The 23,826-nt window shown below is 52.7% G+C and carries 20 protein-coding genes and 1 other RNA gene; 7 read left to right on the top strand and 14 right to left on the bottom strand.

Features of this window, described 5'->3' with window-relative positions; all coding sequences use genetic code 11:
* Window position 1: 1 nt before the first annotated feature.
* The 8 genes from mraY to rnpB all read right to left on the bottom strand — a co-directional run bounded on the left by mraY (window position 2) and on the right by rnpB (window position 8,081).
* The gene (gene mraY, locus ACZND6_RS02915) at window positions 2-1,153 is read right to left on the bottom strand and encodes a phospho-N-acetylmuramoyl-pentapeptide-transferase (RefSeq protein ID WP_370648975.1); all 1,152 of its coding nucleotides are present in this window, start codon (window positions 1,151-1,153) and stop codon (window positions 2-4) included.
* Window positions 1,154-1,165: 12 nt separating this feature from the next.
* The gene (locus ACZND6_RS02910; RefSeq protein ID WP_293737207.1) at window positions 1,166-2,554 is read right to left on the bottom strand and encodes a UDP-N-acetylmuramoyl-tripeptide--D-alanyl-D-alanine ligase; all 1,389 of its coding nucleotides are present in this window, start codon (window positions 2,552-2,554) and stop codon (window positions 1,166-1,168) included.
* Entirely contained in the window at window positions 2,547-4,013 is a 1,467-nt protein-coding gene (locus tag ACZND6_RS02905; RefSeq protein ID WP_293737206.1) for a UDP-N-acetylmuramoyl-L-alanyl-D-glutamate--2,6-diaminopimelate ligase, read from the bottom strand. Before ACZND6_RS02905 ends, ACZND6_RS02910 begins: the two co-directional genes overlap by 8 nt.
* Window positions 4,006-5,913 carry a peptidoglycan D,D-transpeptidase FtsI family protein gene (locus tag ACZND6_RS02900; RefSeq protein WP_300875487.1) on the bottom strand — a complete coding sequence of 636 codons (1,908 nt, stop codon included), beginning with the start codon at window positions 5,911-5,913 and terminating at the stop codon, window positions 4,006-4,008. Before ACZND6_RS02900 ends, ACZND6_RS02905 begins: the two co-directional genes overlap by 8 nt.
* Window positions 5,910-6,212 carry a cell division protein FtsL gene (ftsL, locus tag ACZND6_RS02895; RefSeq protein ID WP_293737204.1) on the bottom strand — a complete coding sequence of 101 codons (303 nt, stop codon included), beginning with the start codon at window positions 6,210-6,212 and terminating at the stop codon, window positions 5,910-5,912. The genes ACZND6_RS02900 and ftsL overlap by 4 nt, the downstream gene beginning before the upstream one ends.
* A complete protein-coding gene (rsmH, locus tag ACZND6_RS02890) occupies window positions 6,209-7,177 on the bottom strand; it encodes a 16S rRNA (cytosine(1402)-N(4))-methyltransferase RsmH (protein WP_300875484.1) in 969 nt (322 codons plus the stop codon). Before rsmH ends, ftsL begins: the two co-directional genes overlap by 4 nt.
* Window positions 7,178-7,194: 17 nt before the next feature.
* Window positions 7,195-7,623 carry a division/cell wall cluster transcriptional repressor MraZ gene (mraZ, locus tag ACZND6_RS02885; RefSeq protein WP_008812197.1) on the bottom strand — a complete coding sequence of 143 codons (429 nt, stop codon included), beginning with the start codon at window positions 7,621-7,623 and terminating at the stop codon, window positions 7,195-7,197.
* Between the two features lie 153 nt (window positions 7,624-7,776).
* Window positions 7,777-8,081: RNase P RNA component class A (rnpB, locus tag ACZND6_RS02880), an RNA gene on the bottom strand.
* A 181-nt stretch (window positions 8,082-8,262) separates the two neighbouring features.
* Here rnpB and ACZND6_RS02875 point away from each other — a divergent pair.
* The 6 genes from ACZND6_RS02875 to ACZND6_RS02850 all read left to right on the top strand — a co-directional run bounded on the left by ACZND6_RS02875 (window position 8,263) and on the right by ACZND6_RS02850 (window position 14,964).
* Window positions 8,263-9,435, top strand: a complete 1,173-nt coding sequence (locus ACZND6_RS02875) for an outer membrane beta-barrel protein (RefSeq protein ID WP_489524378.1) — start codon at window positions 8,263-8,265, stop codon at window positions 9,433-9,435.
* A gap of 341 nt (window positions 9,436-9,776) precedes the next feature.
* Entirely contained in the window at window positions 9,777-9,938 is a 162-nt protein-coding gene (locus ACZND6_RS02870) for a hypothetical protein (RefSeq protein ID WP_293737201.1), read from the top strand.
* Window positions 9,939-10,396: 458 nt separating this feature from the next.
* The gene (gene hemL, locus ACZND6_RS02865; RefSeq protein ID WP_293737200.1) at window positions 10,397-11,689 is read left to right on the top strand and encodes a glutamate-1-semialdehyde 2,1-aminomutase; all 1,293 of its coding nucleotides are present in this window, start codon (window positions 10,397-10,399) and stop codon (window positions 11,687-11,689) included.
* 25 nt (window positions 11,690-11,714) lie between these two features.
* A complete protein-coding gene (locus tag ACZND6_RS02860; RefSeq protein ID WP_293737199.1) occupies window positions 11,715-13,793 on the top strand; it encodes a protein-disulfide reductase DsbD family protein in 2,079 nt (692 codons plus the stop codon).
* A gap of 102 nt (window positions 13,794-13,895) precedes the next feature.
* A complete protein-coding gene (locus ACZND6_RS02855; RefSeq protein ID WP_370748109.1) occupies window positions 13,896-14,591 on the top strand; it encodes a serine/threonine protein kinase in 696 nt (231 codons plus the stop codon).
* Between the two features lie 76 nt (window positions 14,592-14,667).
* On the top strand, window positions 14,668-14,964 hold the full coding sequence (locus ACZND6_RS02850; protein WP_293737197.1) for a hypothetical protein: 297 nt from the start codon (window positions 14,668-14,670) through the stop codon (window positions 14,962-14,964).
* Between the two features lie 49 nt (window positions 14,965-15,013).
* Here ACZND6_RS02850 and ACZND6_RS02845 read toward each other — a convergent pair whose 3' ends face one another.
* The 3 genes from ACZND6_RS02845 to ACZND6_RS02835 are packed head-to-tail and all read right to left on the bottom strand — an operon-like array spanning window position 15,014 to window position 18,672.
* Window positions 15,014-15,823 carry an SGNH/GDSL hydrolase family protein gene (locus ACZND6_RS02845; protein ID WP_300875687.1) on the bottom strand — a complete coding sequence of 270 codons (810 nt, stop codon included), beginning with the start codon at window positions 15,821-15,823 and terminating at the stop codon, window positions 15,014-15,016.
* A gap of 45 nt (window positions 15,824-15,868) precedes the next feature.
* Window positions 15,869-17,239, bottom strand: coding sequence for a C4-dicarboxylate transporter DcuC (dcuC, locus tag ACZND6_RS02840; protein WP_293737195.1), 1,371 nt, complete (start codon window positions 17,237-17,239; stop codon window positions 15,869-15,871).
* A gap of 2 nt (window positions 17,240-17,241) precedes the next feature.
* Window positions 17,242-18,672 (bottom strand): lyase family protein, encoded by a 1,431-nt coding sequence (locus tag ACZND6_RS02835; protein ID WP_300875690.1) that lies wholly within the window; start codon window positions 18,670-18,672, stop codon window positions 17,242-17,244.
* A gap of 166 nt (window positions 18,673-18,838) precedes the next feature.
* Here ACZND6_RS02835 and ACZND6_RS02830 point away from each other — a divergent pair, with 166 nt between their 5' ends.
* Window positions 18,839-19,804, top strand: coding sequence for a LysR family transcriptional regulator (locus ACZND6_RS02830; protein ID WP_293737193.1), 966 nt, complete (start codon window positions 18,839-18,841; stop codon window positions 19,802-19,804).
* Here the strand turns inward: ACZND6_RS02830 and pyrF are convergent.
* From pyrF to groL, 3 genes are all read right to left on the bottom strand, one after another.
* Window positions 19,801-20,616: an orotidine-5'-phosphate decarboxylase gene (pyrF, locus tag ACZND6_RS02825; RefSeq protein WP_293737192.1), complete on the bottom strand. Its 816-nt coding sequence runs from the start codon at window positions 20,614-20,616 to the stop codon at window positions 19,801-19,803. The two genes, ACZND6_RS02830 and pyrF, sit on opposite strands and share 4 nt — an antisense overlap.
* Window positions 20,617-20,752: 136 nt before the next feature.
* The gene (locus ACZND6_RS02820) at window positions 20,753-21,955 is read right to left on the bottom strand and encodes an MFS transporter (protein WP_489524377.1); all 1,203 of its coding nucleotides are present in this window, start codon (window positions 21,953-21,955) and stop codon (window positions 20,753-20,755) included.
* Between the two features lie 197 nt (window positions 21,956-22,152).
* A complete protein-coding gene (groL, locus tag ACZND6_RS02815; RefSeq protein WP_022100496.1) occupies window positions 22,153-23,796 on the bottom strand; it encodes a chaperonin GroEL in 1,644 nt (547 codons plus the stop codon).
* Window positions 23,797-23,826 lie beyond the last annotated feature (30 nt).

The following is a 23,826-nucleotide window of genomic DNA, read 5'->3' as shown; positions in this document are numbered from 1 at the left end:
ATTACCTGATTTTCAGAGTGGACAGACCGATCAGCACCAAAACAATGGTGATGATCCAAAAACGAACGACAATCTGGGTTTCTTTCCAGCCCTTCATTTCGAAGTGATGGTGGATCGGCGTCATGAGAAAGATGCGCTTCCCGTGCGTGATCTTGAAGTACGAGACCTGAAGGATGACGGAAAGTGTTTCCATCACAAAAACGCCGCCCATGATGAAGAGGACGAGTTCCTGACGCGTAATGATCGCCATCGTACCCAAAGCACCGCCGAGCGCTAAAGCGCCGACGTCGCCCATAAACACCTGGGCCGGATAAGCGTTGTACCAAAGGAAGCCTAAGCCTGCGCCGATCAGCGCGGCGCCCACAACGACCACTTCGCCGGCGCCCGGAACATACGGAAAGTTCAGGTAGGCGGCATAGTCAACACGGCCGACAACGTAGGCAAAAATGCCCAAAGCAATACCGACTAAAGCACTCGGCAGAATCGCCAAACCGTCCAGACCGTCTGTCAGGTTAACGGCGTTGCTCGTACCCACAATCACGAAGTAGCTGAGGATGATGAAGCCCCAGATGCCGATCGGAAGCGACACATTCTTGAAGAACGGAATCAGCAGATTGCTTCTTTCCGGCAGCGGAATCGAGGTAAAGCCGCTTTCCATCCACTGAAGCACCAAGTTCCAGATGTGCTCATTACCCGGCGCCGCAACGGAGAAAGCCAGATAGACGGAGGCAATGATGCCGACAAGAGACTGCCAGAAGAATTTTTCCCGCGACTTCATGCCCTCGGGATCGTGGTGCACCACTTTTCGGTAGTCATCGACCCAGCCGATAGCACCGAAACTCAGCGTCACAAAAAGCACGACCCAAACGAATCGGTTGCTGAGATCCATCCACAAAATCGTGGAGACGCCGACGGCAATCAGAATAAGAATGCCACCCATGGTCGGTGTGCCTTCCTTGACCAAATGGCTCTTGGGTCCGTACTGACGAACCGCCTGGCCGACTTTGAGTTTTCTCAGTTCACGAATGACCGCCGGGCCCAGGGCCAAGGCGATAAAGAAGGCAGTCAGCGCGGCAAGAACCGCACGCAGCGTCAAATAATTAAAAACCCGAAGCCAGCCCAAGGAAGTCGAGTCGGCCAGCCAATGAATCAGAGCGAGCAGCATTTAGTTTTCCTTCGATTCTTTTTCTTCTTGTTTATTCCAGGTGCGGACCAGTTCGTCCGCAAGTTTGAAGAGCTTCATGAAGTTCGAAGCTTTAAAGAGCACAGCATGAGGGCCTTTGGCCATTTCATCTTTCAGCGCAGCGAGCAGCTCTTCCTGTGTCTCGAAGTGGCGTGCACCTTCGCCGTAACCTTCGACAGCGTCGAGCATACGGTTGCCGATGGAGAAGAAATTTTCAATACCGCAGCGGCGCACAAATTCGCCTAACTCTCTGTGATACTGCGGGCTCTGAACGCCGAGTTCTCCCATGTCGCCTGCGACAAAGATCTTTGGCAGCTTGTATTCGCTCAGCATATTGACAGCGGCGTTCATGGAGTCCGGATTGGCGTTGTAGCTGTCATCAATGACCAAGGAACCGTCGTCCAATGTAACGACCTCGCCGCGGTGGCTGACCGCCTCAAAGTTTTCTAAGCCTTTTTTGATGTCGCAGAGGTCGCGGCCCATCGCGAAAAGCACAGCGGCCGCATTCACGGCGTTCACGATATTGTGCTTGCCGGGTACTTTGAGCTCGATGTCAATTTGTCCGATCGGTGTAACCAATCTAAAAGCGGTCCCCTCGACCTCACACGCATAAACGTCGCTGTCGGGTGTCCCAAACGTCACGACACGGTTATTGCCTGCCATCTTGCGCCATTCAACCGCGAAAGGATCGGCGGCATTAATGACGGCTACGCCCTGACGCGGAAGCTGAGCAAAGACTTCGCCGTTTTCTTTAGCGGTTTCTTCCAGGGACGCCAAAAATTCCTGATGGTCGCGCATGGTGTTAGTGACCGTGCCGATCGTCGGCGCGATCGCTGAGACCAGCGGACGCATTTCGCCGATATGGTTCATACCGACTTCGAAGCAGGCGGCCTGATGCTCAGGACGCAGTTTCCACAGCATCAGCGAGACACCGAGTTCATTGTTTAAATTGCCCTCTGTACCGACCCAAGCACCTTCTTGGAAACGCTCCTTGATGATGGACAAAACCATCTGTGTCGTTGTCGTCTTGCCGTTGGAGCCGGCAACCGCGATCACGGGCAGATCGAACTTTGAGCGCCATTTCTTGGCGGAGTCCAGGAGCGCTTCACGCGTGTCCTTCACCAAAACCTGAGGCAGGCTCACAGGCACAAAGTGCGTGACGACTGCGGCAGCAGCGCCCGCATCAGAGGCAGCCTGAACGAACTCATGGCCGTCCCGCTCTCCTTCAATAGCAAAAAACAGCCCGTTGGGTCGGACTGACCTGGAATCAAAACTGACGGAGGAAAATTTAATACCCGGCGCACCCTTAATCTGGGTGTCGGGGCCGAGCATTTCGGCAAATTCCCCGATCGTCATTAACGCTTCATTCATCTTTATTCCTTAATTTCCGCAGCGCCTCGCGCGCCTCTTCGACATCCGAGAAGTGGTGCTTAACACCTTTGACTTCCTGATAATCCTCGTGGCCTTTGCCGGCCACGAGAATGACATCATCGGCAGCGGCGTGTCCCGCGGCATATTCGATGGCTTTTCTTCGGTCTTCAATAACCGTGCAGGGTTTAGTCGTCCCTGCTTGAATTTGTTTCAGTATCTCTTTCGCATCTTCGCTTCTGGGGTTGTCCGACGTCAGGACTACTTCGTCGGCAGCGCATGCTGCCTGTCCCATTAACGGACGCTTACCGTGATCTCGGTCTCCGCCCGCGCCGACAACTATCCAAATTCGTCCGCCGCGCGCTTTAGCCAGCCCTTCTAGAGCGTTAATCGCCTGAGTCACGGCGTCCGGTGTGTGGGAATAGTCCACAGCAAAAATCGGACCTTGGTCTTCACGCACAATCTGCATTCGCCCTGCCGGAGGCATGAGTTTTGCGGCTTCTTTAAGCACCGTTTCTATTTCAAAACCAACGGAGACCATTGCGCCAACAGCGCAGAGGAAGTTCTCCACATTAAAGAAGCCTAAAAAGTGCGCTGCAACCGGGAATGATTTTCCCTTGAAGCAGACTTCAAACTCGAGTCCCTCTCGGGTATGTCGAATATTCCGGGCAGACAAGTCTCCCGGCTGATCTTCTCGTGCAGAGACCGTCAGAATATCTTTTCCGGCAGCCTCTGCCGTTTCCTGGATTTTTTGTGCGGGCGCTCCGGATTGATTAATCACCGCAGTTTTAACAGACGGCCAGCAGAACAAGATTTCTTTGGCTTGGAGATAGTTCTCCATTGTCCCGTGATAGTCCAAATGGTCTCGTGTGAGGTTCGTAAATACAGCCGATTTAATCTCTGTTCCGTCCAGGCGTCCCTGCTCTAAACCGATTGAACTCGCTTCCATCGCAAACGCTTTGCATCCGCGACTCAGCAGCTCGGCAAACGTCGCCTGAAGCGTGAGAGGATCCGGCGTTGTCATCGACACGCTCGGAAGCGCTTTGCCGTTCAGAGTACAGCCCAAAGTGCCGATACATGCACACGGCGTTCCGAGGCGGTTCATCAGATCCGCAATCCAATTGGCCGTCGTCGTTTTACCGTTCGTGCCGGTCCCAGCGATTCCGGTCATCTGAGCGGTCGGATTGCCGTAATAAGCAGCGGCGATGGGACCGAGGGCTCGGTAAAGGTTTTCGATTTCAATGACAGGAACCGAGCACGGGCCAATGCCGCCTTTTTCAGCGACGACACAGGAAGCGCCGGCGCCGCAGGCTTTTTCAATAAAAGTCCGGCCGTCGGTGTGCACGCCCTTCACCGCAAAAAACACATCGCCTTTACGAATTTTGCGACTATCTAAAAGCAAAGCCGCTCCCGCGGGAGCGAAACGCTTAATCTCAGCGGCAACCGCTGCGGCATCAACCATTGGTCTTCCCCTTTATCACGTGATCTTCTTTGGCCGACTTCAGGTTTGTCCTTGAAGGCGCCTTCGCTCGCGCACGGCTCGATTCTTTCAAAGCATGGGTCTTAGCGGGCACCGCTTTAGCCTTGGAAGGCTTCTTATCGTTTTTCGTCACCATAAAGTCTTCCGGGCGGTCCGGATTGATCGCCATCAAACGCAGTGTCTTCGAGACCATCTCAGAGAAGAGCGGAGCGGCAGCTGTCGAACCGAAGTGTTTTCCGACCATCGGTTCGTCGATCATGATGCCCACCACAATCTGAGGATCATGGGCAGGCGCATAACCCGCAAAACCGGCAACGTACTTTCTCACGTACTGGCCGCCTTCGACCTTGTAGGCCGTACCGGTCTTACCGGCAGCGGTGTAGCCCTCAACGCGGGCTCTGAAACCCGTTCCGCCCTTTTCAACAACTTTCGCGAGCATGTCGCGCATCTGATCGGCGGTCTTGGCACTAAAGACCCGCTGCGGTTCGCGGTAAGCACGATCTTTATAAATGGAGAGCTCAATCATGTCTCCGTCACGTGCAAACACCGTGTAGGCGCGGACCTGCTGAAGCAGAGAAACCGTGACACCGTGTCCATAAGACATCGTGGCCTGTTCGATCGGACGCCAGTTCTTTGCAGGACGCAGACGTCCGGCCACCGCACCCGGGAATCCGATCTGCGGAGAATGGCCGAAGCCAAGCTTGTCGTAATAAGACCACATGACCTGCGGCGTCATCAGCAGCGCCACTTTAGACGTACCGATGTTGCTCGAGTGCTGAATAATGCCCGTTACCGTCAGCTCTTTGCTGTAGTGGGAGTCACCGATCGAATGACGACCGAAAGACATGGAGCGGCCGATCTGGAAGAGCGTATTCGGCGTCACTTTCTTTTCTTCGAGGCCGGCAGCCACCGAGAAGGGCTTCATCGTCGAACCCGGTTCATATGTATCCACAATGGCGCGGTTACGAACTCCTGTGCGCGAAATCTTGCCGCGGTTGTTCGGGTTAAAGCTCGGGTAGTTTGCGAGCGCGAGAATGTCGCCGGTCTTCGGGTCGGCAATCACAATGGAGCCGCCTTTAGCTTTCAGATTCTCAACCTGACGGCCCAAGGCTTCATAAGCAAGGTTCTGGAGACGGGAGTCTATCGTGAGCGTAATGTTTTCGCCGTTCATCGGCTCTTTTAACCAAGCGTCTTCCACGATGCGTCCGAGACGGTCCTTCATCACGCGGCGAGAGCCGGGTTTTCCTGCCAAGCGTTTTTCCGCAGCCAGTTCAATGCCTTCAATACCGTTGCCGTCCAAACCGGTCAGACCGACGATCTGAGCGGCCGCTTCGCCGTCGGGATAACTGCGAAGGAATTCTCGGGTGGAGTGCAGGCCCGGAATTTTCATATCCAGTACCTTCTCCGCCGTTTCAATCGGAACCTGACGCTTCAGGTAGACAAATGTGCGTTTGGAGTTAAATTTTTTCCTAAGTTCGGAAAGCGGAATATCCAGCGTCTTTGCAATTTCTTTGAGCTGAGTGATCGTAATCTGAACGTCCTGAGGGATAATCCAGAGCGCTTTAGCGGTCACACTCGTTGCCAGCAGCGTACCGTTCCGGTCATAAATCTGACCGCGCATCGCGGGCACTTCGATCGTGCGCTGGAAACGCATCGCCCCTTGTTTCTGCAGAAATTCCGTATTAAAGCCGAGCTGCAGCCAGCCGACTCGGACGCCAAGCGCAGTAAAGCACAGAAGCAGCATGAAATATACAAACTTGCTTCGGCCCGGTTTGATTTTCAGGCGCAGGAGGTCCTTAACGCTGTCATCGTCACCGCGTTTTTCTTCCGTCGGCATGAAGACATTGTCCCATGCGTCTCTGAGCCACTGCCTGATTCTCATTTTTGGGCTCCGGAGGAAGCGGCGTTCTTATCCAGGATAATCACGCGATCGTTTTCGGCGGGGGCCAGGCCGCCCTCTTTAGCGCGGACTTCGACCTGACGGATTTGCTCCAAGTTGGAGATCTCAAGCTTGAGGCGGGCCTTTTCATCCATCAGTGAATGATGGACCTGCTGTTCGTGCTCAAGTTCGATGAACAGTTTTCGGGCGTTGTGGCGGTTCTCTACGACTTTAAGCCCGCATGCAAAAAGAACCAGCTCCAAGATCACAATTATCCCGACCAGGAAGCGGAACTCATTCATACCCGCACTCCCTGTTCAGGCCAAGGCGCATCCGTCCTGGAAGCGCCGCGAAGCACCGAACTTCTGGCGCGAGGATTTTCCTCGCATTCTTTTTCCGAGGGAAGAATACGAACGGCACGATTAAACAGCGGCTGCGGCAGCTGCGAAGGCAGCAGCGGCAGACGCGGATCGATACCGGAGGCAGGGTTTGCCGCGGCTTCAAAGAATTTCTTTACGATGCGGTCTTCCAGTGAATGGAAGGAAATAACCGCCAGCATGCCGCCGGGAAGCAGCAGGGAGCCGGCAGACTCAAGCGCACGTTTCAGCTGCTCGAGCTCTTGATTCACATGAATTCGAATCGCCTGGAAAATGCGGGTCGCCGGATGCTGTGCGCTGTCTTTTTTATTGCGCGGCAAAGTCGCTGCAATCAAATCTGCGAGCTGCTTCGTGCGGAGAATCGGTTCCTTGGCTCGGGCCTTCTCAATCGCCTTAGCGGCTTTCATGGCAAAGCGCTCTTCTCCGAGATCTTTAAAAACCTTGGCCATCTCGGCAGCATCGGCGCGGGCAATCCATTCTGCCGCCGTTTCTCCCGTGCTCGTGTCCATGCGCATGTCCAATGGACCGTCGAAACGGAACGAAAATCCGCGCTCCGGGTCATCGATCTGAGGGCTGGAGACTCCGATATCAAGAAAAATGCCGTTGACTTTATCAATGCCGATCTTTGCCAATTCCTCTTTCATGGAGGCAAAAGGAGCATGGATAATCTGAAACCTCGGATCTTTGATTTGTGCCGCGGCCTTAACGGCTTCTTCGTCTCGGTCAAACGCGATCAAGCGCCCTTGAGGAGAGAGTTTTTCCAGTATCAGGCGCGAGTGCCCTCCACGGCCGAAAGTACCGTCGACATAGACACCATTCGGATCGGTTACCAGGAGTCGGGGAGACTCTTCAGCAAGTACCGGGCGATGAACCAAGACTTCTGCCTGCACAGAAAACTACCTTATTTTTAAAAATTGAATTGGGCGGCGATATCCGATAGGTTTTCTGTCATTGCTTTAGCTTCGCTTTCCGCAAGCTTCTCTGCGTCCCACAGCTCAAAGTGCGAGCCCAATCCTACAAGAACGATCTCTTTGGAAAGACCGCATGCTTTTCTTAACTCTGCAGGCACCAGCAGTCTGCCGCTGGCATCCATATCCACATCCACGGCAGAACCCATCACGATTCTTTGAAAGACTCTGGCCGAGTATGGAAGTGCCATCAATTCGGTTCTCTTTGTTTCCCAGACATTGCGCGGGTAAAGCAAAGCACACCCGTCAGGATGCCGGGTAAAGGTCATTTGGCCGGAGCACAACTGCGCCAGTGCCTCTCGATAACGAGAAGGCACTGATAGACGCCCTTTGGCGTCAAGATTGATGTGCGGAGAGCCTTGGAACACGACTAAAACGAGACAAAAATCTACCTTTTCTAAGTCTCAATTTTAGCCACTTTTTTCCACTTTCCTCCACCGACTCTCACATTGAGCGAAACTTATTCTTGTTCTTTAGTTTTCGCTTTACTTAATTATTTGAATTTAATAGAAAAGATAGAAGGGCGAAGTCCATCTGTAAGCCGGATTCTGTGTGCCGCAAAAAAGCAGCATGACAATCATTCATCTAGACCCGGAATCACTTCCGGGTTCGAGCCATCTACCCGCAGCCTCGCCGAGCAGGTTCACTAGCTGCCTATTTGATGTTGCTCCCCGTAGAGATTGCCCGTTTCAACCGAACTGAATCGGCTCGTCTCTGTTGCTCTAGTCCTCGCCTTTCGGCGGAGAGGTGTTACCTCCTACGGTGCTCTGTGGAGTCCGGACTTTCCTCCGAGGTCTTTCTCCCCGGCGATTGTCCGACGAACTTCGCGGTGCAACTTTAATTAGATTCCAACGATTCCGCAAGTTCCGCGAGCTTGCTAAAAAGCCTCGTTACACAAAACAGGTATCAAAATTGCGTTAATTGAGCTCGTTCTAATGATCAAACGGAATAAAAAGGAGATCTTTTTCTGTAGAATTTTTCAAGCTTTGCACTCCATTGAAAAAGTCGTGAAAAATAAGATCATTAGAACTATTTTCGGGGCTGGACTTATCGCGATCGCCTCGTCTGCTTCTGCTGAAGACTCCGGTCGTTCGGTTTGGGATGCAATTGTCGATACCCTCCCCGCCGGCATGGTTTCCGAGGAAGATTCTTCCGGAAGCTACCTCTCCGACACCTGGGTCGGAATGAAGACCATTATTTCGGAAGGCTCTTCCGGATTGCTCCTCCCCGCCTACACGATTCATCCGGGATATGCATACAAAACTGAAAAACGCCACAACGAAAACGGTTATACGTGGGGCGGTGGTATTTCGCGCAACTTTATCGACAGCCGCGGAAACCGCAGAATCATGTACGCCATGGCGTTCTCCGATTCCCACAATAACTTTGAACCGTTCTTGGGCTACGGCTGGCTGTCCCGCTGGCGACTCGGCAGCACACCCTTCTATGCTGAAGCCGGCTACACCATCGGTTTGACGGCCCGCGGCGACTACAAGTGGATTCCGTTCCCGGCGCCGCTGCCTCTGCTCGGTGTCGGCACGGACAACTTCAGCATCTACGGAACCTATGTCCCGTTCTCCGACATCTTTTTCTTCTTCGCCAACATGACGTTTGACGATCGTAAGACTCGTCATATGCCGGATACGCCGAAGTCGCTCTTCTCCAATAAAGTGCTGATTTATGCAGGCGGCGGATGGCAGAAGACAACGCTGAAAGGCACGCCGAAACCTTCTTCTATTTCTTCTGACGGCTCTTACTCTGCCGGTGTTCGCTACTTTGTCACGCCGGAATGGGCCTTGGATTTCTCCGTCAACCGCTCCGGAACACACAGTATTCATGCCAACGGCAGCAAGGTCGGAAGCTACAAACTTACGAGCTACAGCCTTGCCGTGCAGTATCACTTCAGAGCCGCCGAACGCGTGAAGCTTTACGCCGGTGTCGGTGCAGGATACTTCAGAAGCGACCAGCAGGACTTCAAAGAAGGCTGGGGTGCCAAGAAGGACATTTTCACTCCGGTTATTCAGGCCGGCGGAACGGTCGCCGTCACACGTAATCTTCATGTGACCGGCGGTATGGATTTAGGCTTCCCGCGCTACAAAGCGCACAGCCCGACGGACGACAGCTTCTCGATGCGCCCGTCTCCGGTGACCTTCAAGCTGGCGCTTGGCTTGGCCTTCTAATTTTCGGCATCTGCTCTTGGAGAGCCGCATCTTTTAGGTGCGGCTCTTTTGTCTATTGTTCCGACTCGAATACTGGATTGTTCTGCTTATCCAAGGAGAGAAGACTGCCTCGTTCAGGAATTAAGTTCAGCAATTATTTAAAGCTAGCAATCTCATCTGTAGGGACTTTGAGATCCCTGAGGACGACCACTTTTTAGAAGGGTCCTAAGAGAAGTAACAACCGATGGGATCACAAATTGTTTAGACGCACAATGGGCAGTTAACTACTCAAATTATGCGAGCTTCTCGTTTTGATAAGTAAAAACCCTGTATAAAGTAAGGTTCACTTATAAGGAGAACGTATGAACTTCGGAAAAATTGCCTGGATTTCGGTCCTAACAGCTTGGGTTTTGGCAACACTCTATGGCGCGCTGCTCGCCACGTCTGCCGGCAATGCGGAATCCCAGGATTTCGGCCAGCTCTTGACGTCCTTCGTCAAGAAAATTTCCACTGCGGAAAACTAATAATCGTCTAGGAACCACGAAATCGCTGCATCTTGAACTTGGCACAGATGCATGCACCGCATACGTCTGCGGTTTCAATCCTCCTTATCTTCGGCAAAAAAATTTGTGTTCTGTCGCCTCGGTCTTTTTTGAATGACTGAAACCAGCCTTTATCGCGGGGAGCTTTTCACAAAGCTCTCTGCTTTTCTTAATATATCCTCCAAAAACCAATTCTCGTAATTCGCAGATATCGTCGGAGAAATCTTCTCGAATCTCAGTTTGTTAGTCCTCCAACATAATCCTTCCTTCTTAAACGAAGAGGTTTTGCCTCTATTTTCCGCGCCTCTTTCAGTCATCCTTCGCACAGCCTCGTCTGCATTCTGCGAATTAATCTATCCTTTAGTTTTTTCCTTTAGCATGAGCGGATTAACCTATCCCGCTTGAAATTACTATTTAATTCATTTCTAGGAGTTCTTTTCATGGATCAGAATGAAGTACTTTTTGACAGAGCCCAGAAGTCCATCCCCGGCGGTGTGAACTCCCCGGTTCGTGCCTTCCGTTCTGTCGGCGGCGCTCCCCGTTTTATCAAAAAAGCATTAGGGCCGCATATGTACGACGTCGAAGGTAAGCAGTACATCGACTACATCGGATCTTGGGGTCCTATGATCCTCGGTCACAACAATCCTCACGTCATTGAAGCCGTTAAAGAAGCCGTCGACAACGGCCTAAGCTTCGGTGCTCCGACTGTCGGTGAAATTGATATTGCCGAAGAAATTAAGCGTCTCATTCCTTCCGTTGAAGAAGTCCGTCTCGTTTCCTCCGGCACCGAAGCCGGCATGAGTGCCATCCGTTTGGCTCGCGGCTACACCGGCCGCAACAAGATTGTGAAGTTTGAAGGCTGCTACCACGGCCACAGCGATTCCTTGTTGGTCAAAGGCGGTTCAGGCTTGCTGACCTTCGGTACACCGAGCTCTGCCGGTGTTCCCGCAGCTGTCACAAATGACACGATCGTTCTGGAATACAACAATCCCAAGCAGCTCAAAGAACTCTTTGACAAAGAAGGCGACGAAATCGCCTGCGTGATCGTTGAAGCAGTTGCCGGCAATATGAACATGGTTCCCGCTACCCAGGAATTCCTCGAAACCATGAGAGAAGAAACCGCTAAGCACGGTACCGTCCTCATTGTTGACGAAGTCATGACCGGTTTCCGTGTTGCACTCGGGGGAGCCCAGTCTCTGTATCACATCGATCCGGACATCACGATGTTCGGTAAAGTCATCGGCGGCGGTATGCCCGTTGCAGCTTTCGGCGGCAAACGCGACATCATGAACTGCGTTGCTCCTTTGGGCCCCGTCTATCAGGCGGGTACCCTCTCCGGCAACCCGGTCGCCGTTGCCTGCGGTCTGGCTACTCTTCATGAGATTCAGCAGCCCGGTTTCTACAAGCGTCTTTCCGAACAGACTGCCAAGCTCGTCAAAGGCTTAGGCGCGATGGCCAAGAAACACGGCGTGGCCTTCTCTGCCCAAAGCATCGGCGGCATGTTCGGCATTTACTTCCGCGGCAAATGCCCGACTTCCTTCAAAGAAGTCATGGAATGCGATGCCGATCGCTTCAAGACTTTCTTCCATGCCATGCTCGATAACGGTGTTTATCTGGCTCCGAGCATTTACGAAGCCGGTTTCGTCTCTATTACTCATGACGACTCCGTCATCGCACGCACGCTCGAAGCGGCTGACAAGGCTTTTGCCGAAGTCAAACGCGTACATGGTTAATTTGTTTAGTTAGAAACTTTTTGTTATGAGATTTGCTTGGCTTTTGCGCTTCCTTTTACTTTTCTTTGCCGTCTTTGCTCTAAACGCACAGGCTCTTCCATGGAAGAAAACCGAAGCGGTCAGAGCCGAGCTTATCTCTCAAACGACTTCGGTCCGGCCCGGAAGCTACATCCGCCTAGGCGTGCTGCTGACCCAAGAGCCCGGCTGGCACACTTATTGGAAAACGCCCGGAGACACCGGGCTTCCGACTGCCATTGACTGGACGCTCCCCGAAGGCTGGAAAGCAGGCCAGATTCAATGGCCCACGCCGAATCTTTATGTCGTCGGCGATCTCACCAACTTCGGATACGAAGACTCCGTTCTTCTTCCGGTTTCAATTTCCGTCCCGGCATCTGCTAAGGAAGGTGAATACGTCGCAAAGGCAAATGTCTCCTGGCTGATGTGCGCAGAACAATGCATTCCGGGAAGCGCTTCGTTTGACGTTCCTGTTAAAGTCTCGAATGCCGAGCCGGCAGCTTCTTCGAACGCCGGACTCTTCCAAACAAATGACGGCTTAACGCCTGCCCCTTTAACAACGGTTTCCGCAAAGCTCGACACCTCCAATCACGCTTTATCCGTCACATTTAAAACTTCAGAACCGTTCAATCATTTTTATGTATTTACCGAAGGCGAAGGAGCTGTTGACTACAAAGCACCTCAATCTGTATCTAAAACCGGCGATGAAGTCACCGTTCGCCTTCAAGGCACGGAAGAACTGAAAGTCGGTGACACGTTATCCGGCGTCTTTGCCGCTGACGGCGGCCCCGCTAAAGGCGGCTGGTCCGGCAGTTTCTCTCATGTTTTAGTCAAGGGGACCGTGACACCCCCGTCGGCTTCCTCTGATAACACGGACGTCAACTTAACCGTTTGGCTCGCAGCCGGCATGTCTTTCCTCGGCGGACTGATCCTGAATTTGATGCCGTGTGTCTTCCCTGTGCTCTCTCTTAAAATGCTCAGCCTCGTTGAGCATCGCAGAGACGGAAAGCTGGCACTGCACGGTCTTTCTTTTACTCTCGGCGTCCTCATTTCCATGACGGTTTTAGCCGGCGCCTTAATTGCTGTTAAGGCTGCAGGCGCTTCCGTCGGCTGGGGCTTCCAGCTGCAGTCTCCGTGGTTTGTCGCATTACTGGCGCTGCTCTTTGTCACAATCACCATGAACTTAGCCGGAGCCTTTGAATTTTCCGGCGTAAGAATCTCCTCTACAGGTCAGACGTCCAGTGCATCGCTGGCCGGCAGTTTTGCCACCGGCATCTTGGCCGTCGTCGTTGCCTCTCCATGCACGGCACCGTTCATGGGCGCTGCCTTAGGCTACGCGCTCTCTGCCTCTGCACTAGAATCTTTCGTTGTCTTTATCTGCCTTGGGCTAGGCATGAGTCTCCCCTGGCTCCTGCTTGCCCTCTTTCCATGTCTTACCGCGTGGCTGCCGCGTCCGGGACGCTGGATGGGCATCTTCAGAACGGTCATGGCAGTTCCGATGGCGCTTACTGCACTTTGGCTCTTCTGGATTCTTTGGCAGCAAGTTTCGCTCTCAGCCCTCGGTGTCTATCTCTGCGCCGCTGCGCTTTTGGCTTTAGCTTTGATTTTGTACGGTCGCCTTCAGTTCGGTAAAGCAGCCTCCAAAGGAATCATGACCCTTGCCTTTATCCTCGGCGCAGGCGCATATGCCGTCGCGGCTTCTCCGCTGCTTGAGCGTGCTCCTGTTGAAGTGAGCACTGCCGACGCTTGGTCTCCTGCAGCAGTTCAAACTGCTCTTGATGAAGGACGCCCGGTCTTTGTTGACTTCACTGCCTCGTGGTGTGTCACCTGTCAGGCAAATAAGCTGGCGGTACTGGATAGAGAAAATGTGCAGCAGGCCTTTAAAGAACACAACGTTAAATTCCTCATTGCCGACTGGACGAATCGGAACGCAGAGATATCTAAAACATTGGAATCCTTCGGAAGAACGGGCGTCCCGCTTTACCTGCTTTACGCCCCGGACGGAACGGCAAAAATTCTCCCCGAGCTTCTGACACAGGACATCGTGATCGACGCGCTGAAAGCCCTTCCGAAAAGCGCGTCAAAGTAGGCATTAAACCTCACCATATTGAGTAAGAATCAATAAGTTAAGTACAGTACTAAGGGTTTTTACGGAGTATAGTTTCTCTAGCTTTTGAAGTGGAGAAATTACATGATTCTTAGAAAATTAACCCTTGCTCTCAGTACAGTCGCACTGAGCTTTTCTGTATCCGCATTCGCCCAGCAAGCTGCACCTCAGCCCGAACAACAGGCTCCTACAAACCCTGCCGGTGAAGTCATCGGCAAGTTAGCTACGATGGGCCATATGCAGTTTGGTGACTTCCCGGTCACACAGACCGAACTCGACAGAGCTTCTGAATTCGTTCAGGCTCGCGCCGCCCAGACCGGCAAGACCATCACACGTGACCAGTCTCTCGTTGCTTTAGGCTACATCGCCGGCCAGCTCGGCGTCTTCATGCAGCTCCAGGGCAACGGCCAGCAGCAGGCTCCCGATGATGACTTAGGCCCGACACTGCAGGCTGTTCCTGCTCCTCAGGCAGCTCCGAAGGCTGCACCTCAGCCCGCACCTCTGCCGGTTCCCCAAGCAGCTCCGGCCGCTCCTCAGCCTGCCCCTCAAGCCAACAACCAGCTTCCTCCGGGAGCAGTTCAGGCACAGCCGATCGAAATCGTTCCTAACGGCATGATGATGGGCAACGGTCAAATGATGGGCAATGCCCCGATGATGATTTACGCTCCTGAAGTCGGCGCTACCGGCCAGGCTCCTGCCGCAGCTCCTGCACAGGCTCCGGCCCAAGCTCCTGCTCAGGCCCCTGCCCAGGCTCCGGCTCCCCAGTCTGCACAGCAGTAATTCATTTCAGGCTTTTTAAGAGCCTATAGTAGTAAGCCTCCGTCCGTCGCGGAGGCTTTATTTTTGGGATAAGAAAATGTCTGACATCGAAATGGATCCGCTGGCCAACCGGTCTTCCTCCGGCTTGGATTACAGCACCCTCCTGCAAAAACTCCTGCAGCAAAACGGATATACCTCCGACAACAGCAAGCACGGCGTAAAAAGCGCGCTCAAAGATTATGAAGCAGTGTTTCACAGCGGCGCACCAAAATGGCTCGACCTCGTCTGGCCCTCGATCGCCGTGAGCCTTCTGCACCTTGCCCTATCCTTTAAGCAGCCCCTGCCGGAGAAAGTCGATCTTCCGCAGGAGGCATTAAAAAACGGCCTTCGCTAAGCTAGTTAACGAAGACCGCAAGAGGTAAAGAATTCGATTTCTTACTTACTTATTTTTTCCAGCCATAGAAGTCTGTGAGAACATCCCAGGCAAGTTTCTGAAGGAATTTGGCATCCTCGGGTTTCAGCGGCTTTTCGCATTCACCTAAATAAGTCATGCCTTCTGGGCTCTTTTTAAAGAGCAGACCGTACAGCATCGCACCGTAGAGATAAGAGCCGGCCGCTGTCGGGTGGCTCTTGTCCTTCTGATGCATCAGAAGGTCCGGGCGCTGTTTCAGGCTTTCTGCAAAGGCCAAACCGACAGGAAGCACAATCGCATCATTTTCATTAGCAGCCGTAATAATGGCGTCTGCCAGTTTCTTTGTGTCCTCAGGCTTGTTTTGACGAGCCCAGGTATCAACAACAATCGGTTCGGCGCCTTTAGCCTTAACAGTGGCGACGTGTTGCTTTAAGAACTTCTTGAATGTCGGAATGCTCTTTTCTGCGATCGGTTCGGTAGACATACCCTGCAGAATGACGACATCAAACATCGGATTGATCAGGTTGCCCTTCTCGTCCTTTTTAGCATAGGGATCCATTTCGTGCGGACCCATGTACTGTTCGACATCATGATAAGAAAGGCGGCCGGAACTGATCGTAATGATGCGAGCTTTCCAATCCTGTTTGTTTTCGCGTGTCAGGCCTCTTAAATAGCTGTGGACACCGCAGTTATAGAAGCTGTAGGAGTTGCCGACGATCAGGCCGGTTTTAGGGGAGTGATTTTTGATATCGGTCACTTTCGGAGCAACCGAAGTTTCCAAAGCAAAGGCGGAAGAACACAACAGCGCCGCTGTTAAAGCGGGGATGAGGATTTTTTTCATTTGATTCTCCGACGGGCCCGCAAGGGGCCCGTGTGTTCATAAGGATTAGCCTAAGAAGACAACGTTGGCGATAAGGACGGTGATCATGCCGGCAATCATCGGAATCCATGTACGGCGGACGATAGCCATCGGAGAGACACCGGCTGCACCGGCAACTGCAATGATGACGCCTGCGACAGGAGACATGGCGCGGAGCATACCGGAGGCAAACTGCATCGGAGTAACGAAGGCTGCAGCTGTACCGCCGAGACCGTTGGCAACTTCAGGAGCCAGGGCAGCGAAGCTGGAGAAGGCACCGACACCGGAACCGGTCAGGAAGGTAACGATACCGACAACACCTGTAAGAACAGCAGTCATACCGTTGAGGCCTAAGCCCATGCCCTGAGCGTGTGTAATCAGTGCGGAGATCAAACCTGTAACTTTCAGACCGGTGGCGAAGAATTCAGCGCAGATAATCAGAGCAACGATGGAGGAGAACATACCGCCCATGGCTTTGAAGATGAAAGCACCGTCGGCAAGAACCGGCTTAAAGTCACGGCGTCTGATGAGTTCAACGATGATTGTGAAGACCCAAACGAGAAGAAGAGCGCTAATGGTGTTGAGTTTGACGGCAGAGTAAACGAGCTTACTGAAGACGATCATTAAAGCGATCGGCAGAACCGGGAGAATGGCGTACCAGGCAGGAACATTGCGAAGGTCGTCTTTCTTGGTCAGGATAGCGTCGGAATAAACGTCGTCATTCTTCTTGTCGTAGTACTTCTGAACGAAGTAGTGGCAGATGGCGACAACAATCAATGTCGGAATAGCAACCGGCAGCTGGCACTGAACGAAGTAGATAATCGGTTCTAAGCCGGCTGTCTGAGCAGCAAGGTTAGCAGTACCGGAGGCCGGCCCTAACGTCATACCGGCAGATGTACCGATAACAGCGGCAGAAGCAGCGGCGGAACATCCGACAGCACGGAGAATCGGGAAGAGAGCAACCAACAGCAGCATAGCTAAACCTGCGGCACTCGGAATCACTGTAACCAGAGCCTGACCGATGAGATAGCCCATCACCAGGACGAGGTACGGAGAAGACAAAGCGTCCAAAGGTTTAACGCAGACACGAACCAGAGCGTGAGCAGCGCCGATTCTGTCCATGTAAGCAGCGTAGCCGCCGGCAACCATAATCAGAAGACCGATGCCGGAAGTCTGTTTAGTTGCGATCGAACGCAGCAGTTCAAAAATATCAAACCATACGAATCCGGAAGGTTTGACGCCTTTCGGCAGGAAGCCGTGAACACCGCAGATCACGGCAAAGCTGATCATGGCCAAGCCGGCAAACAGCAGGACCATAGAGGTAGACAATCTTTTAATGATTGCCCAGCCCGCCAGAATAGTGACGACCAGGGCAAACCAAGGCAGAAGTACTGTCATGATTATTCTCCTAAGGTTTCAAATTCTTTATTTAATTTATCGAGGGAAGATTGGATGAAAGCTTTCTTATCGGCCACCCATTGTTCGTTGAGGTGGTTTTCGGCAGTCTGCTCTTTGAGCATTCTTTCCAGCTCAGCCGGCTGAGGTCCGCCAAGCGTCTTACGGTTGTGAACGATAGAGACAGGATTTAAGGCTTCTCTGAACTCTTCTTCGCTCATCGGGAACTTCGGATCGCCTTCCGGGAATTCTTTTTCGATTACTTCCTTGTAGATTTCCTGCATCTTGGCGTACGGGAAGTCGAGCGGAAGGATGTTGTGAGCGCGAGCATAAGAAACGATGTGGCTGGCAGCGTGATGGCCGATGCGGAACGGAACACCGTATTCCTTCATCAGGCGATCGGCAACTTCCTGGCTGGCTGTCCAGTCGCTGTTGAGTTCTTCCAGTGCGCGGTCCTTGTTAATGACAAGTGCCTTGAGAACTCGATTGAACATGGTGAGAACCTTGACGGCATGCAGGGCCAAAGCGCTATTGAGCGTTTGGTTCTTCGGGTCGATCATGCCGCTCTGCAGGTTATGAGCGCGGAAGAATTCTGCCTGGGCTTCGCCGATCACGGAAGAAGATTCCGTTCTGCAGTTGTTGACCAGACCGGGATTGCGTTTCTGCGGCATGGCGGAAGAAACATAGGTGTTGTCGCCGCCTTCCTGCAGAAGAATCCAAGGACGGGCCTGAGCATACTGAACCATCAGGTCTTCCAGGAACACATTGATGTGCAGGCAAATGCCGGTAAGGATCGAAGCAAACTCGACGGGCAGATCGCTTTGACCGATCTGTGTTGCGTCGTAAGCATTTTCTGCAATCGCTTCAAAGCCCAAACGTTTGCACATAGCTTCGCGGTCCAGCGGCCAGCAGGTCCCGTTCAGAACGGTACTTCCCATCGGGCAGCGGTCGAGACGAACGTAGAACTGACGAAGCTTCTGAGCATCACGGCTGAAGCCGGCTAAGAACGCGAGAAGATAATGTGCGAGGCTGTTCGGCTGAGCAGCGACACCGTTGGTGTAATTGGGGACAACCGTTTCGCGGTTTTTATCTGCCAAGTCTGTCATGGTTTCCAGCACGGCGTTTAACGCATCGCCGACTTCAAGAACATGGTCGCGGAGGATGGCGGAACGATAGGTGGCGTGCATGTCTTGGCTGGAGCGTCCTGCATGCATCAGCGTGATCACGGGATCAGCCTTCTTGAGCATTAAAGGTTCAAACGTGATGTAGGTTTTAGCTCTCTTTGTCGGATCAGCCTCTCCGTCGGCTAAAACTTCACGAAGTGCCTTGGCCGCTTCTTCGGCGATCGGCATCGGCAAAAGACCTTGACGAGAGTTGATCACGAGGGTGGCTTTATTGATTTCGCCCAACCAGAAGAACTCGTCTCTGACTGTCATCTGTTTTTCTCCTATGTTTTGAGGTTGTTTTTCGTTATTTTGATTGGCCGGCCTCAAAACCGACAGGCAAAATCGGAAACGCTATTTTGCGTTTTGCGCAAAGTACTTGCGTATTTGTCGTTTTTGTTAGAAAGTATGTACAGATCCTCGATTCCTTTTTCGCATCATGTCAAAACTAGACGACCTAAGTGCCTGGCGCCTTTTTTGCAGTTTGTGCAATACCCGAAACTTCTCCGACACCGCCGGGGAATTTGATGTAGAAGTCTCAACCGTCTCCCGAGCTTTAACTTCTTTAGAAAATGCTTTGGGGCAGACGCTCATTCTTCGCGTAACGCGGCCGCTGCAGCTCACGGAATCAGGCCAGATCGCCTATGAACACGCATCCAACATCCTTCTTCAGCATGAAGAAATGGTCAAAGAGCTGACGCAGAGCTCAGCAGGTATGGCAGGAAAGATCCGACTGTCGCTCGCGCCCGGATCCGTCGCGGTCTACATCCCGATGCTGATGGAATTCAACTCTCAGTACCCTGAGATTGTCTTTGATATCGTCGGCGGCGGAAACGTCCAGGACATTCTTCAGTACAAAGCAGATATCTCCGTAGCTAGCTTTAAATCCAAGGACCCGCGGATTGTGTCCTATTCAAGAGGGCGCAACGTCTATGTTCCTGTGGCTTCGCGCCGATACATCGAAGAGCACGGAATGCCTCTGCATCCCAAGGATTTAGCTGCCCACACAGTTTTGGTCTATGACGGTTCAGTGCGTTCCGCGACGCGTTATTTAGAAAACGGAGATAAACGCGAAGAAGTGAAGTGGAAACAAGTACTCAGAGTTTCCAATATTCTCGCGATTAAAAAGTCTGTCATTGACGGGCTAGGCATCTCGGTGGATTTGCCGCTTTTTCATTGTGCACAGGAAATCGCTTCCGGCACTTTGGTGCCGATTCTCCCCGGTTGGGTCCACCCGCCGGTGGAGTGCTTTGTGTGCACCTCAAAAACCAACTGGCGCATTCGGCGCCACCGCGTATTCCTGCAGTGGTTCCAATCGCGCCTGGTTCAATTTTTCCAAAGCAAAGAAGACATGGTGGCGCCTTTCTGGGACATCCCGCAGCGCACCATCGTCAATGAAATTTAGAGTCCTCTTGCAGCGTTGATCGCATCGCGGGTCTGTATCGCGACTGCTCTGGCTTTTTCCTTAAAGTCCTCTCCGGAAGACGCATAGAGAATGGCGCGGCTGGAATTGATCACCATACCGGTCTTCTGCGCATTCATGCCGCTCTGTACACAGGCATTGATATCTCCGCCCTGTGCGCCGATGCCGGGAACGAGGAAATTCAATTCCGGGGTCAGAGCACGGACGCTCGCGAGTTCTTTCGGATAAGTGCCTCCGATCACAAGGCCGAGCTGACCAGTGGTGTTCCACTGCTCTACTTTTTTCGCGACTACGTGATAAAGAGGCTGGCCGCCGCAGTCGAGCATCTGGAAGTCATCGCCGCCTTTGTTGCTGGTGCGGCAAAGAATGAAGGCTCCCTTGTCCGGATATTCGAGATAAGGCTCGACAGAGTCGAAACCCATGTAAGGAGAAAGCGTGACGCAGTCGGCGCCGAAACGCTCGAAAGCTTCCTTCGCATAATGCTTAGCGGTCGAACCGATATCCCCGCGTTTCGCATCAAGAATCACGGGAACCTCCGGATATTCGCTGTGGATTCGAGCGATCAGTTCTTTGAGCTGATCTTCGGCGCCGGAAGACGCAAAGTAAGCAATCTGCGGCTTAAACGCGCAGACCAGATCTCCGGTCGATTTAACGATGTCCCAGCAGAAATCCAGAATGGCGTGCTTATTGCCTTCAAACTGCTTCGGAAAACGTTTGGGATCGGGGTCTAAACCGACACAAAGTAATGATTGGTTGACATCCCAGCAGTGCTGAAGCATATCGGTGAATTTCATATGGCTTTCTCCAAACGTTCGAATTGTGTTTGAGCACGAATTTTAGCAATCCGCTCGCTGAAAATGATGAAAACGTCCGTCGCATGTTTAGCTGGCGGACGTTTTGCAAAAAGCCACACGAACTTGAGAAGTATTCCTACACCAGCGGTGTTCCGGTACCTTCCGTCTTAGCCGGTCTCTTGAGGAACAGATAAAGGACGAGCGGCAGACAGATAAAGCCGGACATTCCGATGATAAACTTATAAGAGAAGTACGCAGTCATTGCACCGCCGACAATCGGGCCCATCACCGCGCCCAACTGCTGAGCCAAATACGAAAGTCCGAAAACGCGTCCCTTGTCATTGGCATTCGTAGAAACCGTCAGCACCGCGTTGATGGCCGGGAAAATGCCGGCAAAGGCTAAACCGCCGACAAAGCGCCAAATCGTGAACCACTCAAGCGAGTTCGGAAACACCTGCACAATTCCGAATATTCCGGCACCGAGCAGCGACAAATAAAGCACGGGACGGTAACCCCAGTTCTGTCCCAGGATGCCCCAGACCGGAGAAGCGAGGACTCCGGAAATACCTGTCACGGAAAACACGATGCCGGAAATCAAAACGATGCGTTCCATCGACCCCTGCAGCTCCGCCACATACAGCGGCATGATCGGCTGCTGCATCAAAATCGTCAGCTGAACCACGCCGGCGCAGATCAGCATGCGCTTAACGGCCGGAATCTTGCACAAAGAAAAGTCCCAAATCTTGACCGGTTTGGCATTCGGATCCGGTTTTCTCGGCTCTTCTTTAACGAAGAAGAACAAAGCCAACGTGATCAGGAACAAAGCGGCGGCCGCGATAAAGAACGCCATACGCATGCCGAATTGATCCGCCAGCAAGCCGCCGAATAATGGTCCGAGCACGCCGCCGGCTGTCATGCCGCCCTGCATGACGCCCATGCAGAAACCGAGCTTAAGTTTCGGGGATTCAACAGAAATGATCGCAAGCAGTGCCGGCCACAGCCCTGCGGACAGGCCCTGAATAAAACGAACGCCGAGCAGCTCCCACGGATTGGATACCAGGGCGCCTAGGAAGTAAGTGATCGCCAGGCAAAAGCCGGCGCGAAGCGCCATGAGCTTGCGGCTTTTCTTATCGGCCAGCGCCCCCCAGATGGGCGCCATGATGCCGCTGACAAGGAATGTGATGGCAAATATCGCTCCCGACCACATGTCCACGTCGGCTTTTACGACACCTAAATCCTGAATGAGATACATGGGCAGGAAGGGAATGAGCATCGTATAGCTCATGGACATTAAAACGGCGCATGTGGTCAGAAGACCGAGTATGAACTTCCATCGCATATCTACACTTCCTGTCCTTCTTATTCGTCTTCCTTTGGATTGTATGCCAAATATCTTTCTACAGAGAATGCGGTTTACCGCTAGGCGGCGACTCAATAAGCCACCTCGAAAAGAAGACTTTTCGCCGTCTGTACATAAGAAAAACACCCGTCGGTGCGAGACCTCCGGGTGTTTTGTTAGCTTAACTCAGCGGATGATTACATCATGCCGGGCATTCCGCCCATTCCGCCGCCCATGCCCATCGGGGGCATTGCAGGCTTGTCTTCAGGCATGTCAGCAATCATGCATTCGGTTGTCAGGATCAGGCTGGCAACGGAAGCTGCATTCTGCAGAGCTGTACGGGTAACCTTAGTCGGATCCAGAACGCCCATTTCGATCATGTCGCCGTATTCACCGGTCTGAGCGTTGAAGCCGAAGTTGCCCTTGCCGTTAGCGACACGGTCAACAACGACGCTGGGTTCGTCACCGGCGTTGCGGACGATCTGACGCATCGGTTCTTCCATAGCGCGGAGAACGATCTTGATGCCGGCGTCCTGTTCGGGGTTGTCGCCCTTGATGTCTTTGATGGACTGTTTTGCACGGATCAGAGCAACGCCGCCGCCGGCAACAACGCCTTCTTCAACAGCAGCACGTGTGGCATGCAGAGCATCTTCAACACGGGCTTTCTTTTCCTTCATTTCAACTTCAGTAGCAGCACCGACCTTGATCAGAGCAACACCGCCTGCCAGTTTGGCAACGCGTTCCTGAAGTTTTTCACGATCGTAGTCGCTGGAAGTTTCTTCCATCTGAGCACGGATCTGTTTAACACGAGCTTCGATCTGATCTTCCTTGCCGGCGCCGTCGATGATCGTGGTGCTTTCTTTGTTGACTTCAACCTTCTTAGCAGAACCGAGTTCGGCAAGTGTGGCCTTTTCAAGGGTCAGACCGACGTCGCTGGAAATGACGGTACCGCCTGTCAGAATAGCGATATCTTCGAGCATGGCCTTACGGCGATCACCGAAGCCCGGAGCCTTAACGGCAACAGTCTTCAGAACACCGCGGATGCTGTTGACAACCAATGTGGCCAGAGCTTCGCCTTCGATGTCTTCTGCAATGATGAGCAGAGGACGGCCGGACTTAGCAACCTGTTCAAGGATCGGGAGAAGATCGCGAATGTTGCTGATCTTCTTCTCAACCAAGAGGAGGTAGGGGTTCTCAAGGAGAGCTACCTGCTTGTCAGGGTTGTTGATGAAGTACGGAGAGAGGTAGCCGCGGTCAAACTGCATACCTTCAACAACTTCGAGTTCGTTGTGCAGGCTCTTGCCGTCTTCGACAGTGATAACGCCTTCCTTACCGACTTTTTCCATGGCTTCGGCAATGATGTCGCCGATTTCATGATCGGAGTTAGCGGAAATAGCGCCGACCTGAGCAACTTCCTTGCTGGTAGTTGTCGGCTTGCTGAGGGAGTGGAGCTGTTCGATGGCAGCAGCAACAGCTTTGTCGATACCGCGCTTCAGATCCATCGGGCTCATACCGGCGGCAACATACTTCATGCCTTCGTCAACGATAGCCTGAGCCAAAACGGTAGCTGTCGTCGTACCGTCACCGGCGTTGTCGCTGGTCTTGGAAGCCACTTCCTTAACCATCTGAGCTCCCATGTTTTCAAACTTGTCTTTCAGTTCAACTTCTTTTGCAACAGAAACACCGTCTTTGGTGATAGTCGGGCCGCCGAAAGCGCGTTCGAGAACAACGTTGCGGCCTTTCGGTCCGAGAGTTACTTTAACGGCATCGGCAAGAACGTTAACGCCGTTGACCATACGGGAACGAGCGTCATTGCCGAACAAAACCTGTTTTGCTGTCATTTACTTAATCTCCTATTTCTAAATTCTGTA

The sequence above is a fragment of the Parasutterella sp. genome, from assembly GCF_057870745.1.
Note: the sequence above shows the minus strand (reverse complement) of the source record. Positions and strands in the feature narration are given on the sequence as shown.

Coding starts and splice junctions, on each gene's coding strand:
- ACZND6_RS02910 (WP_293737207.1), bottom strand. CDS start 2,554: ATGAATGAAGCGTTAATGACGATCGGGGAATTTGCCGAAATGCTCGGC.
- ACZND6_RS02905 (WP_293737206.1), bottom strand. CDS start 4,013: ATGGTTGATGCCGCAGCGGTTGCCGCTGAGATTAAGCGTTTCGCTCCC.
- ACZND6_RS02900 (WP_300875487.1), bottom strand. CDS start 5,913: ATGAGAATCAGGCAGTGGCTCAGAGACGCATGGGACAATGTCTTCATG.
- ftsL (WP_293737204.1), bottom strand. CDS start 6,212: ATGAATGAGTTCCGCTTCCTGGTCGGGATAATTGTGATCTTGGAGCTG.
- ACZND6_RS02870 (WP_293737201.1), top strand. CDS start 9,777: ATGAACTTCGGAAAAATTGCCTGGATTTCGGTCCTAACAGCTTGGGTT.
- hemL (WP_293737200.1), top strand. CDS start 10,397: ATGGATCAGAATGAAGTACTTTTTGACAGAGCCCAGAAGTCCATCCCC.
- ACZND6_RS02860 (WP_293737199.1), top strand. CDS start 11,715: ATGAGATTTGCTTGGCTTTTGCGCTTCCTTTTACTTTTCTTTGCCGTC.
- ACZND6_RS02855 (WP_370748109.1), top strand. CDS start 13,896: ATGATTCTTAGAAAATTAACCCTTGCTCTCAGTACAGTCGCACTGAGC.
- ACZND6_RS02850 (WP_293737197.1), top strand. CDS start 14,668: ATGTCTGACATCGAAATGGATCCGCTGGCCAACCGGTCTTCCTCCGGC.
- ACZND6_RS02845 (WP_300875687.1), bottom strand. CDS start 15,823: ATGAAAAAAATCCTCATCCCCGCTTTAACAGCGGCGCTGTTGTGTTCT.
- dcuC (WP_293737195.1), bottom strand. CDS start 17,239: ATGACAGTACTTCTGCCTTGGTTTGCCCTGGTCGTCACTATTCTGGCG.
- ACZND6_RS02835 (WP_300875690.1), bottom strand. CDS start 18,672: ATGACAGTCAGAGACGAGTTCTTCTGGTTGGGCGAAATCAATAAAGCC.
- ACZND6_RS02830 (WP_293737193.1), top strand. CDS start 18,839: ATGTCAAAACTAGACGACCTAAGTGCCTGGCGCCTTTTTTGCAGTTTG.
- pyrF (WP_293737192.1), bottom strand. CDS start 20,616: ATGAAATTCACCGATATGCTTCAGCACTGCTGGGATGTCAACCAATCA.
- ACZND6_RS02820 (WP_489524377.1), bottom strand. CDS start 21,955: ATGCGATGGAAGTTCATACTCGGTCTTCTGACCACATGCGCCGTTTTA.
- groL (WP_022100496.1), bottom strand. CDS start 23,796: ATGACAGCAAAACAGGTTTTGTTCGGCAATGACGCTCGTTCCCGTATG.